This window comes from Cellulomonas hominis (genome assembly GCF_014201095.1).
Taxonomy (GTDB): domain Bacteria; phylum Actinomycetota; class Actinomycetes; order Actinomycetales; family Cellulomonadaceae; genus Cellulomonas; species Cellulomonas hominis.
In genome coordinates, this window is the sequence record NZ_JACHDN010000001.1 from 251,673 (window position 1) to 265,196 (window position 13,524).

15 protein-coding genes are annotated in these 13,524 nt (G+C 74.7%); 1 reads left to right on the forward strand and 14 read right to left on the reverse strand.

The window, feature by feature from the left end:
• Window positions 1-67 precede the first annotated feature (67 nt).
• The 4 genes from HNR08_RS01245 to clpS all read right to left on the reverse strand — a co-directional run bounded on the left by HNR08_RS01245 (window position 68) and on the right by clpS (window position 2,944).
• A complete protein-coding gene (locus HNR08_RS01245; RefSeq protein WP_146836261.1) occupies window positions 68-871 on the reverse strand; it encodes an MBL fold metallo-hydrolase in 804 nt (267 codons plus the stop codon).
• Between the two features lie 173 nt (window positions 872-1,044).
• Window positions 1,045-1,860 (reverse strand): glutamate racemase, encoded by an 816-nt coding sequence (gene murI, locus HNR08_RS01250; protein WP_146836258.1) that lies wholly within the window; start codon window positions 1,858-1,860, stop codon window positions 1,045-1,047.
• Window positions 1,857-2,630, reverse strand: coding sequence for a DUF2017 family protein (locus HNR08_RS01255; protein ID WP_246803019.1), 774 nt, complete (start codon window positions 2,628-2,630; stop codon window positions 1,857-1,859). Before HNR08_RS01255 ends, murI begins: the two co-directional genes overlap by 4 nt.
• Entirely contained in the window at window positions 2,594-2,944 is a 351-nt protein-coding gene (gene clpS / locus HNR08_RS01260) for an ATP-dependent Clp protease adapter ClpS (protein WP_146836255.1), read from the reverse strand. The genes HNR08_RS01255 and clpS overlap by 37 nt, the downstream gene beginning before the upstream one ends.
• Here clpS and HNR08_RS01265 point away from each other — a divergent pair.
• Entirely contained in the window at window positions 2,943-4,271 is a 1,329-nt protein-coding gene (locus tag HNR08_RS01265) for a nicotinate phosphoribosyltransferase (RefSeq protein WP_146836253.1), read from the forward strand. The genes clpS and HNR08_RS01265 overlap by 2 nt on opposite strands.
• A 119-nt stretch (window positions 4,272-4,390) precedes the next feature.
• On the opposite strand, the gene HNR08_RS01270 is transcribed toward HNR08_RS01265, so the two are convergent.
• From HNR08_RS01270 to HNR08_RS01315, 10 genes are all read right to left on the reverse strand, one after another.
• A complete protein-coding gene (locus HNR08_RS01270) occupies window positions 4,391-4,546 on the reverse strand; it encodes a hypothetical protein (protein ID WP_168430254.1) in 156 nt (51 codons plus the stop codon).
• A gap of 172 nt (window positions 4,547-4,718) precedes the next feature.
• On the reverse strand, window positions 4,719-6,524 hold the full coding sequence (locus HNR08_RS01275) for a DEAD/DEAH box helicase (protein ID WP_146836251.1): 1,806 nt from the start codon (window positions 6,522-6,524) through the stop codon (window positions 4,719-4,721).
• Window positions 6,521-6,907, reverse strand: coding sequence for a DUF3039 domain-containing protein (locus HNR08_RS01280; RefSeq protein ID WP_146836249.1), 387 nt, complete (start codon window positions 6,905-6,907; stop codon window positions 6,521-6,523). Before HNR08_RS01280 ends, HNR08_RS01275 begins: the two co-directional genes overlap by 4 nt.
• A gap of 149 nt (window positions 6,908-7,056) precedes the next feature.
• Window positions 7,057-7,956 carry a hypothetical protein gene (locus tag HNR08_RS01285; protein WP_146836246.1) on the reverse strand — a complete coding sequence of 300 codons (900 nt, stop codon included), beginning with the start codon at window positions 7,954-7,956 and terminating at the stop codon, window positions 7,057-7,059.
• Between the two features lie 160 nt (window positions 7,957-8,116).
• Complete coding sequence (locus tag HNR08_RS01290; protein ID WP_146836243.1) at window positions 8,117-8,467, reverse strand: DUF2200 domain-containing protein; 351 nt, start codon at window positions 8,465-8,467, stop codon at window positions 8,117-8,119.
• Window positions 8,467-9,261 (reverse strand): glucosamine-6-phosphate deaminase, encoded by a 795-nt coding sequence (gene nagB / locus HNR08_RS01295; RefSeq protein ID WP_146836240.1) that lies wholly within the window; start codon window positions 9,259-9,261, stop codon window positions 8,467-8,469. Before nagB ends, HNR08_RS01290 begins: the two co-directional genes overlap by 1 nt.
• Window positions 9,261-10,235: an ROK family protein gene (locus HNR08_RS01300; protein ID WP_246803017.1), complete on the reverse strand. Its 975-nt coding sequence runs from the start codon at window positions 10,233-10,235 to the stop codon at window positions 9,261-9,263. The genes nagB and HNR08_RS01300 overlap by 1 nt, the downstream gene beginning before the upstream one ends.
• Window position 10,236: 1 nt before the next feature.
• Window positions 10,237-11,181 carry a carbohydrate ABC transporter permease gene (locus HNR08_RS01305; RefSeq protein WP_146836237.1) on the reverse strand — a complete coding sequence of 315 codons (945 nt, stop codon included), beginning with the start codon at window positions 11,179-11,181 and terminating at the stop codon, window positions 10,237-10,239.
• Window positions 11,178-12,125 (reverse strand): carbohydrate ABC transporter permease, encoded by a 948-nt coding sequence (locus HNR08_RS01310; protein ID WP_146836234.1) that lies wholly within the window; start codon window positions 12,123-12,125, stop codon window positions 11,178-11,180. Before HNR08_RS01310 ends, HNR08_RS01305 begins: the two co-directional genes overlap by 4 nt.
• Before the next feature lie 74 nt (window positions 12,126-12,199).
• Window positions 12,200-13,495 (reverse strand): extracellular solute-binding protein, encoded by a 1,296-nt coding sequence (locus tag HNR08_RS01315; protein WP_146836231.1) that lies wholly within the window; start codon window positions 13,493-13,495, stop codon window positions 12,200-12,202.
• Window positions 13,496-13,524: the final 29 nt, after the last annotated feature.

Consider the following 13,524-nt stretch of genomic DNA (forward strand, 5'->3'; position numbering starts at 1 on the left):
CCGCGGCCCGCCGACCCCGCAGTCCGCCGACAGAGGGGCCCGGGCCCGGGTCCCGGCGGACCACGGGTCAGAGGTCGACGGTCAGGCCCGGGCGGGCCAGGTCCACCGGGCCGGCGTACGCCGCCGCGGCCTCCGCCAGGCTCGCGGCCGGGTCGTTCCACGCCACGAGGTGCGTGAGCAGCAGCCGGCGGGAGCCGCCGCGCGCCGCCGCCTCGCCCGCGCGGCGGCCCGTGAGGTGCACGCCCCGCGGTGCCCCGGCGGTCGTCTCCAGGTAGGCCGCCTCGGCGAGCAGCAGGTCCGCGTCCCGGGCCAGGTCGTCCAGCCCGGGGCACGCGTCGGTGTCGCCGGTGTACGCGAGCGTGACGGTCCGGCCCGGGTCGGCGGACGACGGTCCGGTCACGCGGAGCCCGAACGCCGGGACCGGGTGCTCCACCGGCACGGGCTCGAGCGTGAGCGGCCCCACCCGCACCGGCTCGCCGGCGCGCCAGGTGCCGAGCGCGAGGTGGTCGGCGGTGTCGGTCGCCGGGTCGTGGCCGGACAGCTGCGCCAGCCGCTCGCGCGTCCCGTCGGGCCCCCACAGCGGCAGGGGCCCCGGCCGGGCCCCGCGCGGGTCGTAGCGGAGCATGACGCCGAGCACCACGACGTCAGCGACGTGGTCCGCGTGCAGGTGGCTGATCGCGACCGCGTCCAGCGTCGCGGGCTCCAGGTACCGCTGCAGCGGGCCGAGCGCGCCGTTGCCGAGGTCGAGCAGCACGCTCCACGTGCGCGTCCCGCCCGACCCGTCCGGCCCCTCGGCCTGGACCAGGTAGCAGGACGCCGCCGCGTCCGGGCCCGGGAACGACCCGGCACTGCCCACGACCACGAGCCTCATCGGCACCTCTCCCCTGCGCGACAGGGGGCCGGGACGACCCCGTCCTGCGACGGCCCCGGAGCCATGATGCCGTGCGGGCCCCGGCCGTGTGCGGACGAGGGTCCTGCCGGGGACGTGGCGCTCGTCACGGCCGCAGCGGGGGCGGCGCGGGCCGGCACGGGCGGCTCCGGCCCTCAGCGCAGCGCGGCGCGCTCCTCCACGTGCCGCACCTCGGGCCCGAGGAACCGGCGGGCCAGGGCCGCGAACGGCTCGGGGTCGCCGGTCGCGAGGAACCGGTGCTCGGGCGGCCCGGCGGCCGGGTCGCGCTCGAGGTCGTGCGCGACGAGCGTGCGGTACACGTCCTTCGCGGTCTCCTCGGCGCTGGACACCAGCGTGACGTCCTCGCCCATCACGTAGGAGATGACGCCGGTCAGCAGCGGGTAGTGCGTGCAGCCGAGGACGAGCGTGTCGACGCCCGCGTCCTTCACCGGCTGCAGGTACTCCGCCGCGACGCCGAGCAGCTCGGGGCCGGACGTGATGCCCGCCTCGACGAACTCCACGAACCGCGGGCACGCCTGCGTCGTGAGCTGCACGCCGGGCGCGACGGCGAACGCGTCGTCGTACGCCCGCGACTCGATGGTCGCGCGGGTGCCGATCACGCCGATGTGCCCGCTGCGGGTGGCGGCGACGGCGCGGCGCGCGGCGGGCAGGATCACCTCGACCACGGGGAGCCCCTTGCGGAGGGTGTACCGCTCGCGCGCGTCCCGCAGGACTGCCGAGGACGCGGTGTTGCAGGCGATGACCAGCATCTTCACCCCGGCGTCGACGAGGTCGTCCATCACCTCGAGCGCGTGGGCGCGCACCGCCGCGAGCGGCTTCGGCCCGTACGGGGTGTTCAGGGTGTCGCCGATGTACAGCACGGCCTCGTGCGGGAGCTGGTCGATGATCGCCCGCGCGTTGGTGAGCCCGCCCACCCCCGAGTCGAAGATCCCGATGGGTGCGTCGTTCACGACCCCGAGCCTAGCCCCGTCCGCGGGTCGTCCCGGCCCGGCTCGTCGCGGCCCGGCCCGTCCGGCAGGTCCGCCAGCAGGCAGGCCATCAGCGTCTCCTGCCACCAGCCCAGCGCAAGGAACACCGACCCGAGGTAGTGCCGGGCCTGGGCCGCGTGGTCGTCGGCCGCGGGGTCGGCGTGCACGACCTCGTCCTCGAGCGCCGCGCTCGCCTCCTCGTCGGTCACGCCGAGCCGCTCCCCGAGCACGAGCCGGATGTCCGTCAGCGCGGCGGCGAACGCCGGCGCCCGGTGCGCGCGCACCCGGACCACGGCGGTGTCGGACTGCCGGGCCCGGTACCGCTCGCCGGTGGCGGGGTCCACGTCGTCCGCGATCAGCGCCCGGTACACCTCGACCAGCCGCAGGGCCTTCTCCCGGCGCAGGTCGTCCTCGGTGAGGCGGCGGAACTCCCGCGCGACCTCCCGGTCGTCCCTCGACGCGTCGGGCAGCAGCCGGCGCACCGCCGGGTCCTCGGGGGTGCGGTACGGCAGGTGCGCCATCCGGGCCCAGTCCGGCCGGCCCGGCCCGTCGACGTCGTGGTCCTCCCCGTCGGGGTGCACCGGCTCCCAGGTCTCCAGCCGCTCGCCGATGCCGAGCAGCTCCGCGACGTCCGACACCACCGTGGCCAGCACGTCCCGCTCGCCGGCCTCCATCTCGGCGACGAACCGGTCGCCCTCCCGCCGGAACGCCCGCACTACGCCGACGCCCCGCTGCGCTGCAGGGTCGCCCACAGCCCGAAGCCGTGCATGGCCTGCACGTGCACCTCCATCTGCTCCCGGTTCCCCGAGGACACCACGGACCGGCCCTGCTCGTGCACCTCGAGCATGAGCCGCTCCGCCTTGGTCTGCGAGTAGCCGAAGTACGACCGGAACACGTAGGTGACGTAGGACATGAGGTTGACCGGGTCGTTCCACACGATCGTCACCCACGGGTCGCCGAGGGCGCTCTCCGCGTGGGCAATCTGCTCGGGTGCGATCGACACCCGTCCACTGTAGGTGCCCCCGGGTGCGGCGCACGGCCGCCCGCCCGCATACCGTGTGGTCATGACGTCGTCGAGCACCGCGCTGCTGACCGACCGCTACGAGCTCACCATGCTGCAGGCCGCCCTCGCCGACGGGACGGCCGGGCGCCGGTGCGTGTTCGAGGTGTTCACCCGGAGGCTGCCGCACGGACGCCGGTACGGGGTGCTCGCCGGGACCGGCCGGGTGCTCGAGGCGCTGGCGGACTTCCGGTTCGGCCCCGAGGAGCTCGACTGGCTGGCCCGCGAGCGCGTGGTGGACGACGCGACGCTCGACTACCTCGCGGGCTACCGGTTCACCGGCTCGGTCAGCGGGTACGCCGAGGGCGAGATGTTCTTCCCGCACTCCCCCGTCCTGACCGTCGAGGGCACGTTCGCCGAGGCGGTGCTGCTCGAGACCGTCGTGCTGTCCGTCCTCAACTACGACTCCGCCGTCGCGTCCGCGGCGTCCCGGATGACGAGCGCCGCGATCGGCCGGCCCTGCCTGGAGATGGGCGCGCGCCGCGCGCACGAGCAGGCGGCCGTCGCGGCCGCGCGGGCCGCCGCGGTCGCCGGGTTCGCCGGCACCTCGAACCTCGAGGCGGGCCGCCGGTACGGGCTGCCGACCATCGGCACCGCCGCGCACGCCTTCACCCTGCTGCACGACGACGAGGAGGCCGCGTTCGCCGCGCAGGTCGCGTCCTCGGGCCCCGGCACGACGCTGCTGGTGGACACCTACGACGTGCGGCGCGGGGTGGAGCGGGCGATCGCCGCCGCGGGCACCGGCCTGGGCGCGGTCCGGCTGGACTCCGGCGACCTGGGGGTGCTCGCGCAGGAGGTCCGGGCGCAGCTCGACGGGCTCGGCGCCCGCGACACCCGGATCGTCGTCACGTCCGACCTCGACGAGTACGCCATCGCCGCGCTGGCGGTCGCGCCCGTCGACTCCTACGGCGTCGGGACCTCGCTCGTCACCGGCTCGGGGGCCCCGACGTGCGGCATGGTCTACAAGCTCGTCGCCCGCGAGGGCCGCGACGGGACGCTGGAGCCGGTCGCGAAGGCCTCGGTCGCGAAGGGGTCGGTCGGCGGGCGGAAGTCGGCGGCCAGGCGCCTGGACGAGTCCGGGCGCGCCGTCGCGGAGGTCGTGGTCAGCGGCGAGGACGAGGCGGTGCGCGCGTGGGCGCCCGCCGAGGCCGACCTGCGAGGGCTCGTGGTGCCGCTGGTGACGGACGGGGAGGTGCGCCCGGGGTGGACCGGCCCCGAGGGCGTCGCCGCGGCCACCGCCCGGCACGCGGCCTCCCGGGACGAGCTGCCCCGCGGGGCGCGGCGGCTGTCCGCCGACGAGGCGGCCCTGCCCACGGTGACGCTGACGCTCTGACCGCGCCGGTCGGCGGCCGACCGGCGGCCGAGTGGAGGCCGAATGGCCGCCCCGGACACGACGGAGCCCGCACCCTCTCGAAGGGGGGTGCGGGCTCCGTGTCTGCGGCAGCCGCGCGGCTACACGCGCGAGCGGCCCCGGCCGACCAGGCCCAGGATCAGGCTCACGACCAGGACGGCGATACCGATCCACAGCAGGAACTTCGCGGCCTCCACGGCCACACCCAGGATCAGCAGGACCACACCGATGATGATGAGGATCAGCCACGCGGGCATGTGTCGCTCCCTTCGTCCCCCTGCTCCGTGGTCCGCCGGCCGGAACCGGCGAACTCCCTGTTCATGAGGACGACGCTCTCACCGAAACGCCAGGTCGGCACGTCGAACGCTCCGGTTGCGGGCACGCATCAGCGGTGCTAATCCGGTGCGCTCACCTGCGGGAACGCGTCGGTCAGCGCTTGCCGACGAACCAGCCGCGCACCATCGCCACGCGGGCCTCGAGCTGGGCGGGGTCCGCGAGCGGCACCTCGGGCCCGCCGCACCGGCGCCGGAGCTCGGCGTGCACGGCGCCGTGCGGCTGCCCGCTGCGCCGCGACCACGCCCCGACCAGCTGCGACAGCTCCTTGCGGAGCTCCGCCTGCCGCCGGTGGTCCATCTCGGCGCGGTCGGGACCGGGCTGGCCCTTGCCCTTCTTCGCGTTGAGCTGGCTCGCCTGGCGCTGCCGCAGCAGCGTCGTCACCTGGTCCGCGTCCAGCAGCCCGGGCAGGCCGAGGAAGTCGAGCTCCTCCTCCGAGCCGACGTCGGCGCCGGTACCGAACTCGCCGCCGTCGAACAGCACGCGGTCGAACGACGCCTGCGCCTCCAGCGCCTCGAACGTGCCCTGCAGCGCGTCCGACGCCTTCTCGGACCGGTTGGCGTCCGCGACCAGCGCGTCCTCGGGGTTGTAGCCCTCGCCCTGCTCCTCCGCGGTCAGCGGCCGGTCGAGGGCGTGGTCGCGCTCGACCTCCAGCGCGTTCGCCAGGGCCAGCAGCGGCGCGACGCTCGGCAGGAACACCGACGCCGTCTCGCCGCGCTTGCGGGCGCGCACGAACCGGCCGATGGCCTGCGCGAAGAACAGCGGCGTCGCGGCGCTCGTCGCGTACACGCCCACCGCGAGCCGCGGCACGTCGACGCCCTCGGACACCATGCGGACCGCGACGAGCCACCGGTCGTCGGACGCCGAGAACTCGTCGATCCGGGCGCTCGCGCCGTCGTCGTCGGACAGCACGACCGTCGGCGACTTCCCGGTGAGCCGCGCGAGGTGCCCGGCGTAGGCGCGCGCGTCCGTCTGGTCCGTGGCGATCACCATGGCGCCGGCGTCCGGCACCGAGCGGCGGACCTCGGTCAGGCGCCGGTCGGCGGCCGCCAGCACCGACGGGATCCACTCGCCCTCGGGGTTGAGGGCCGTGCGCCACGCCTGGGCGGTCATGTCCTTGGTCAGCGGCTCCCCGAGCCGGGCGCTGATCTCGTCGCCGGCCTTCGTCCGCCAGCGCATCGACCCCGAGTACGTGAGGAACAGCACCGGCCGGACCACGTGGTCCCGCAGCGCCTCGGAGTACCCGTAGGTGTAGTCGGCCTTGCTGCGCCGGATGCCGTCCGCCCCGCGCTCGTACTCGACGAACGGGATCGCCGCGGTGTCCGACCGGAACGGCGTCCCGGTCAGCGACAGCCGCCGGGTCGCGCCCTCGAAGGCCTCGCGGACCGCGTCGCCCCACGACAGCGCGTCACCGCCGTGGTGCACCTCGTCGAGGATCACGAGCGTCGGCGCGGCCGTCGTGCGGGCGGCGTGCAGGGCCGGCTTCGCCGCGACGCCCGCGTAGGTCAGCGCGACGCCGTCGAACCCGTGCCCGTGCCGGCCCTGGGCGTTCTTGAAGTTGGGGTCCAGCTTGATGCCCACCCGCGCGGCGGCGTCGGCCCACTGGTGCTTGAGGTGCTCCGTCGGCGCGACGACGGTCACCCGGCGCACGATCCCGGCCTGCAGCAGCTCGGTGGCGATCCGCAGCGCGAACGTCGTCTTGCCCGCGCCCGGCGTCGCGACGGCGAGGAAGTCCCGCGGCGCGGTCGTCAGGTACTGCTCCAGCGCCTCGGCCTGCCAGGCACGCAGCTTCCCCGCCGTCCCCCACGGCGCACGCCCCGGGAACGCCGGCGGCAGGTGCGAGGCAGCCGACGTGGAGGCGTGCGAGGCGGATGCGGACGACGGGCGGTCCGCGGCGGTCACTGTCCGCCGGAGGAGTCGCCCGAACCCTTGCCGCGGCCGAAGCCCCAGCGGCGTCCCCCGCCGCCGCCCGCCCCGGGCCCGTCGTCGCCGTCCTGCGGCTCGCGGAGGCCCTCGTAGATCTCCTTGCACACCGGGCAGACGGGGAACTTGTTCGGGTCCCGGCCCGGGACCCACACCTTCCCGCAGAGCGCGACCACGGGCTTGCCGGACATCGCCGACTCCATGATCTTCTCCTTGCGCACGTAGTGCGCGAAGCGCTCGTGGTCGCCCGGCTCGACGGCCTGGGTCTCCTCGACCCGCTCGAGCAGGCCGGTCGCCCCGCCGCCCGTGCCGGGGTCCGAGAGTCGGTCCGGTTCGGCGTTCGGAGGCAGGGGCTCACTCATGCCGCCCATCGTACGTCCCCCCTCGGACACCCCCCGGGCCCGGGCGTGGGCCCGGGCCCGAGGTCGTCGGTTGCGCCTGCCGGACGGGGTGCGCAACCGACGACCTCGGGCGGAACCGTCGACCTCGCCGGAACCACCGGTCGGGGCGGTCAGCGGGGCCGGCTCGCCAGGGCGCGGGCCACGCGCGCCGACAGCCCTGCCGGGTCGCGGAGGTCCGGCCATGTCGCGCGGAGCACACGCCAGCCCTCGTCCTCGATCGCGTCCTGGCGCTGCTTCTCGGCGAACACCACCTCCGGCGCCGTCCCGCCGAAGGCGCCGGAGTACTTCACGAGCCCGTCGAACTCGAGCGCGACCCGTCGAGCGGGCCAGGCGAGGTCGACGAAGAACCGCCCGCGCCGGGTTGCGACCTCCACCTGCAGGTCGGGTGCGGGCACACCGCCGGACAGCAGCGCCAGCCGCGTGAGCGTCTCCCCCGGCGACTGCGCGCGTCCGTCGGCCGACGCGAGGATCTCCCGCGCCCGCGCCACCCCGCGCCCGCCGGACCGTGAGGCGAGCACGGTGGCGGACTCGCCGGGGTCCAGACCGAGACGCAGCGCGGAGTCCGCGATCACGAGCGCCCGGTCGGCCGGGAGCGAGCACGCGCAGTCGACGACGGTCCGCGCGAGGCTCGTCACGGGCAGCCCGCCGACCTCCGCCCGCTCGTGCGCCGGCAGGTCGGTGTGGTGCCGCACCACGGGGTCGTCACCGCGCGAGCGCGGCCGGGTCGCCTGGGTGACGTGGACGAGCCCGCTGAGGCCGACGGTGTCGCAGCCCCAGAGCAGCGCGGCGGACTCGTGGCTGAACCACTTCGCCACCTGCAGCTGCGCGTGCACCGCCCGGATGCGGGCCAGAGCCAGCGCGCGCCGGTCGCGCGCCGGCCCCTGCGAGGGCAGCCGCGCCACGTACGCCCCTCGACGCACCCGTTCCAGCCCCGCACGCGTCCGCAGCCGCCCCCCGCCGGGCGGGGCGTCACGGACCAGCAGCACCGGGTTCGGTTTCTCGGAGGTCATCCCCCGACCATGCCCGCCCGTAGCCCCGAACGGGCCGCCCCGCCTCGATCTGTGGATGACGCACGCCCAGGTCGTCGGTTGCGCCGCTCAGAGGGGGTGCGCAACCGACGACCTCGGGCGGAACCGACGACCTCGTGCTTCCGGGGCGACCCCCGCGCGCTCAGGTGCGGAGGATGCTCGACAGGCGCTTTCCGCGGGCCAGCTCGTCCACGAGCTTGTCCATGTACCGGATCTTCTGCATCAGCGGGTCCTCGATCTGCTCGACCCGCACGCCGCACACCACGCCCGTGATGAGCGCCGCGTCCGGGTTCAGGCCGGGGGCCTGCGCGAAGAACGTCTCCAGGTCCCGCTCGTCGCCCACCGCCTCCGCGAGGCCGGCCTCGTCGTACCCGGTCAGCCACGTGAGGACGGTGTCGACCTCCTCGCGGGTGCGGCCCTTGCGCTCGGCCTTCTGCACGTAGAGCGGGTAGATCGACCCGAACGGCGTGCCGAAGATCCGGTGCCCGGCCATCAGATGCCCTGCCAGTCCGGCTTCGCCGCGAACGTCTCGCGGTAGTAGGAGGCGAGCTGCAGGCGGCTCGCGGCGGCCTCGTCGACGAGGACGGTGGTGTGCGGGTGGTGCTGCAGCACGGTGCCCGGCCACATGGCGCTGACGGAGCCCTCGACGATCTGGTGCACGGCCTCGGCCTTGTGCTTGCCGGTGGCGAGCAGCAGGAGGTGCCGGGCGGACATGATCGTCGCGAGCCCCTGCGTGAGGCAGTGCGTCGGGACGCGGGACACGTCGCCGTCGAAGAACCGGGCGTTGTCCTCGCGGGTCTGCCGGGTGAGCGTCTTGATCCGGGTGCGGGACGCGAGGGACGAGCCGGGCTCGTTGAACGCGATGTGCCCGTCGGTGCCGACGCCGAGCAGCTGCACGTCGACGCCGCCGGAGGCCGCGATGGCCGCCTCGTACGCGGCGCACGCGGCGGGCAGGTCCTCGGCGAGGCCGTCGGGGCCGTGCACGTCGGCCGGGTCGATGTCGACGCGGGACGCGAACTCGGTCTCGATGACGTTGCGGTAGCGCTCGGGGTGGTCGGCGGGCAGGCCGACGTACTCGTCCAGCATGAAGGCGCGCACGCCGGCGAAGGACAGGCCCTCCTCGGTGTGCCGGCGCGCGAGCTCGTCGTACACCGCCAGCGGGCTGGAGCCGGTGGCCACGCCGAGCACGGCGCGGCCCCCCTCCGCCGCGCGGGCGCGCAGCACCCGCTCGATCGCGTCCGCCGCGAGCCGGGCCAGCTCGGGCCCGGGTGCGATGACGACCTCCATCAGGACTCCTTCCGTCCGACCAGTGCGGCACCCACGGCGCCCACCGGCACTCCGCGCGGGGCGAGGGTGACCCGCTCCGCCATCTGCATCGCGGCCAGGAACGCCGAGTCCCGGGCCTGCCGGTCCAGCTCGGCGCGGACGACCTCGAGCAGCGGGTCGCCGAGCTCGCTCACCCCGCCGCCGATGACCACGTGCGCCACGTCGGTGGTCAGCAGCAGCACCCGCACGGCCGCGGCGACGGCCTCCGCGAACCGGCTGCGCACGGCCAGCGCGCCGTGGTCGCCCGCGGCGGCCGCCGCGAACAGCGCGACGGGTGCGGGGCGGTCGTCCGGCGACGGCCAGGCGGCGCCCAGCGCACTCCCGGAAGCGTACTGCTCGAGGCAGCCGCGCTGGCCGCAGGGGCAGGGCAGCCCGCCGGGCACGTGCACGAGGTGCCCGATCTCCCCCGCGACGCCGCTGGCACCCCGGCGCAGCCGGCCGTCGAGCACCAGCCCCGCGGCGAGCCCCGTCCCGAGCGCGAGGAACGCGAGGTCCGGCGCCGTGTCGGGCAGCAGGTGCGCCGCCCCCAGCGCCGCGACGTTGAGGTCGTTCTCCAGCCGGACCGGCACCCCGCCGAGCGCGGCGGAGACCCGGTCGGCGAGCGGGAACGCGCCCTGGATGCCGAGGTTCACGGCGTGCTCGACGCGCCCGGTCGAGGGATCGACGATCCCGGGCAGCCCGATGCCGACGCCGTCCAGGTCGTCCGGCGCGAGCCCGGCCTCGTCGAGCAGCCGGCGCACGGCCTGCGCCGCGGTGGCGGCGACCGCGAGGGACCCGCGCTGCGACTCCAGCCGCAGCCCGGGACCGCTCGTGCCGTCGGGGGCGACGAGCACCCCGAGCGTCTTGGTCCCGCCGACGTCGAGCCCGACGGACCAGCCGGTACCCGGCCCGGTGGCGGGGGCGCCCGCCGCCGGGACCGTCATCACCTCGTCCACGTCAGCCCTTCACCGCTCCGGACACGAGCCCCGAGGTCATCCTGCCCTGCACGATGAGGAAGAAGATGATCACCGGGACCGCGATCAGCGTGGACGCGGCCATGACCTCGCCCCAGTCGACGCCCCGGTTCGCGCTGGCGGCCAGGAACGACCGCAGCCACAGGGGCAGCGTGCGCGCGGACTCCGCGGGCAGGGCGACCAGCGCGACGGTGAACTCGTTCCAGGCCTGCAGGAACGCGTACACGCCGGAGGCGACCAGCCCGGGGGCCAGCAGCGGGAACGTGATCCGGATGAACGCCTTCGTGCGGGACAGGCCGTCCACCATGGCGGCCTCCTCCAGCTCGATGGGCACGCCGGCGACGAAGCCCCGGAGCATCCAGATCGTGAACGGCACGACGGCCGCGGTGTAGAGCACCGAGACGCCGATGACGCTGTTCAGCAGGTTCGCGGACGAGAGCATCTTGTACTGCGCGATGAACAGGCCCTCGGCGGGCAGCATCTGCACGAACAGGACGGCGATGACGAACGTCAGGCGCCCGCGGAACCGGAACCGGCTGATGGCCAGCGCCGCGAGGAACGCGAACACGAGGACCGCCACGACCGTGGTGCCGGTGATCGCCAGGCTCATCCGCAGCGCGGAGGCGAACGAGTCGCCGTCGAGCACCGAGCGGAAGTTGCCGAGCGTCGGGCTGGTCGGCAGGAAGGAGGGCGTCGCGGACCGCAGCCGGGCGTTCGGCGTCAGCGCGGACAGCACCATCCAGTAGACCGGGAACGCCCAGAGCAGGGCGACCAGGACGGCGACGGCGCCGAGCGCGACGCGGCCGAGGCGGCGGGTGAGGCGCGGCCCGGTGGCGCGCCGGCCGGGGGTGCCGGCCGGGGCGGCGGGGGTGCCGGCCCGGGCGGGGCCGGCGGCGACGGGGCCGGGCGTCGAGGTGGTGGCGCTCATCGGTCCTCCTTCAGCAGGCTGCGGACGTACGGCCAGCTCAGCAGGACGGTGAGCGCGAGCACGAAGATGGAGACGGCCGCGGCGCCGGCGAAGTCCTGCCGGCCGATGCCCAGCTCGTAGATGAAGTTGCCCAGCAGGTTCGTCTCGCTGACGGGCGCGCCGCTGTCCTGCAGCAGCCGGATCTGCGCGAACACCCGCAGGTCCCAGATGATCTGCAGCAGCAGCACGATGGACAGCACGGGGCGGACCAGCGGCATGGTGACGTGCCAGAAGATCTGCGCGGGCCGGGCGCCGTCGATGCGGGCGGCCTCGAGCACCTCGTCGGACACCTGGGTCAGCGCGGCGTACACCGACAGCGCGACGAACGGCACCGACATCCAGACGATGACGACGGTCGCGACGAAGAAGAACGACAGCGGCTGCGCGAGCCACGAGTGCCCGTCGAACGAGTCGAAGCCCATCTGGACGAGCAGCCAGTTGATGACGCCGGTGCGCCAGTCGAACAGCCACTTCCAGACGGTCACCGCGGCGACCAGCGGCATGGCCCATGCGAGCAGCAGGGACACCTGGAGCACGACCCGGACGACGGGGTGCACGGCCTTCATCAGCAGCGCGAACAGGATGCCGATCCCGACGGTGACGAAGGCGTTGACCAGGCAGAACACGATCGAGCGGACGACGACGGCCCAGAGCGCGTCGTCGGTGAAGATGCGGGCGTAGTTGTCGAGCCCGACGAACGTGGGCGGCTGCCCGAACTGCTGGGCCAGGCCGAACTCCTGCAGCGACGTGACCACCTGCCAGAACAGCGGGTAGCCCATCCCGAGGGCCAGCACGGCGACGGCCGGCACGAGCAGGACGTAGGGGGTGGTGCGGGGGCCGCGGCGCCGGCGGGCGGCGGGCGCGGGGGCGGCGGGCGGCGCGGGGCGCGCCTCGGTCGTGGACATGGGACCTCTCCTGACGGGCGACGAGCCGGACCGCGCCGGCCGCGGGGCGTGAGGGCCCCGCGGCCGGCGGAGGGTCACTTGCCGTTCAGCATCGGCGTGATCTGCTCGTCGTACTGCGCGGCGAGCTCGGTCACGTCACCGCCCTCGGCGATCTTCTGGAACAGCTCCTCGTAGACGAACGCCGCCTCGACCGCGGCCCAGCCCGGCGCCGCCGGGGTGAGCTTGGACGCGGCAGCCGTCTCGATCATCGTGGAGGCGAACTCGTCGTCGCCGAGCGCGTCGACGTACTCCTTGTTCGCCGGACCCAGGCCGTTCTCGCCGAGCATCTGCTGGTACTCGGGCGAGAAGATGATCCGCAGCAGGTTCTCGGAGAGCTCCGGGTGCTGGGACTTCGCCGAGATCGCGATGTTCGAGCCGCCCGCGAACACCGGCGCGAGGCCGCCGTCCGCGCCCGGCAGGGCGAAGATGCCGAACTTGTTCGTGTCGGCCATCCCGTCGCGGACCTCCTCACCGTCGTCGTTCGTGGTGAGGTCGCCGATCGACCAGCGCGCCCAGCCCGGGGCCATGATCGTCGCGGCGGCCGGCGCGGCGCCGTCCGTCCCGTCGTTCAGGAAGTCCCAGTACGCCACGTCGCGCTCGGTGGCCGGCACGTTCGACGAGCCCTGGTACACGGCCTGCCACTGCTCGAGGCCCGCGATGGTCTTCGGGTCGGACAGCGTGGAGGTCCACTCGCCGCCGTCCTCGGTGGCGAGCTCGCCGCCGTTGGCGAAGACCCACGAGATGCCGTTGCGCCAGTCCTGGCCGCCGATCGCGAAGCCCGACTGGCTGTCGGTGCGGAGCTTCGTCACGTCCTCGGCGAACTCCGCGAGGGTCGTCGGGGGCTCCATGCCCGCCGCCGACCAGATGTCCTTGCGGTAGAACATGTAGCGCGAGCCGAAGTAGTACGGCAGCGCGAAGTTCTTGCCGTCCGCCTTGCCGACCTCGACGAAGGACTGGAGCAGGTTGTCGCCGCCCAGCTCGTCGTACAGCGGGGTCAGGTCGCGGAACGCGCCGACCGTGGTGAACGTCGGCGACTGCGTGTTGCCGATCTCCACGACGTCGGGGGAGTTCTCGGCGTCCGGCAGCGCGGTGGTGAGCTTCGTGACCAGGTCGCCCCAGTCCTGCTCCTCGATCGTGAGCGTCGAGCCGGGGTTCTCCTCCTCGAAGGTCGTCTTGAGGTAGTCGCGGAGCTCGTCGGGCGTGTCCGCGCCCGCGAGCCAGAGGGTGATGTCGGCGGCCTCGGGCGTGCCGTCCGAGGTGGTCGACGGGTCGTCGCCGCCCGACGAGCAGGCGGTCAGCACGAGCGCCGCCGCCACACCGACGGCTGCCATCCGTACGATCTTCACGTTGGTGTTCCTCC

What these genes read in the sequence shown, in the direction of transcription:
- HNR08_RS01245 (WP_146836261.1), bottom strand. Translation starts at nt 871, where the DNA reads ATGAGGCTCGTGGTCGTGGGCAGTGCCGGGTCGTTCCCGGGCCCGGAC.
- HNR08_RS01280 (WP_146836249.1), bottom strand. Translation starts at nt 6,907, where the DNA reads ATGAGTGAGCCCCTGCCTCCGAACGCCGAACCGGACCGACTCTCGGAC.
- clpS (WP_146836255.1), bottom strand. Translation starts at nt 2,944, where the DNA reads ATGACCACACGGTATGCGGGCGGGCGGCCGTGCGCCGCACCCGGGGGC.
- HNR08_RS01270 (WP_168430254.1), bottom strand. Translation starts at nt 4,546, where the DNA reads ATGCCCGCGTGGCTGATCCTCATCATCATCGGTGTGGTCCTGCTGATC.
- HNR08_RS01290 (WP_146836243.1), bottom strand. Translation starts at nt 8,467, where the DNA reads ATGGCCGGGCACCGGATCTTCGGCACGCCGTTCGGGTCGATCTACCCG.
- HNR08_RS01285 (WP_146836246.1), bottom strand. Translation starts at nt 7,956, where the DNA reads ATGACCTCCGAGAAACCGAACCCGGTGCTGCTGGTCCGTGACGCCCCG.
- HNR08_RS01310 (WP_146836234.1), bottom strand. Translation starts at nt 12,125, where the DNA reads ATGTCCACGACCGAGGCGCGCCCCGCGCCGCCCGCCGCCCCCGCGCCC.
- HNR08_RS01265 (WP_146836253.1), top strand. Translation starts at nt 2,943, where the DNA reads ATGACGTCGTCGAGCACCGCGCTGCTGACCGACCGCTACGAGCTCACC.
- HNR08_RS01305 (WP_146836237.1), bottom strand. Translation starts at nt 11,181, where the DNA reads ATGAGCGCCACCACCTCGACGCCCGGCCCCGTCGCCGCCGGCCCCGCC.
- nagB (WP_146836240.1), bottom strand. Translation starts at nt 9,261, where the DNA reads ATGGAGGTCGTCATCGCACCCGGGCCCGAGCTGGCCCGGCTCGCGGCG.
- HNR08_RS01315 (WP_146836231.1), bottom strand. Translation starts at nt 13,495, where the DNA reads ATGGCAGCCGTCGGTGTGGCGGCGGCGCTCGTGCTGACCGCCTGCTCG.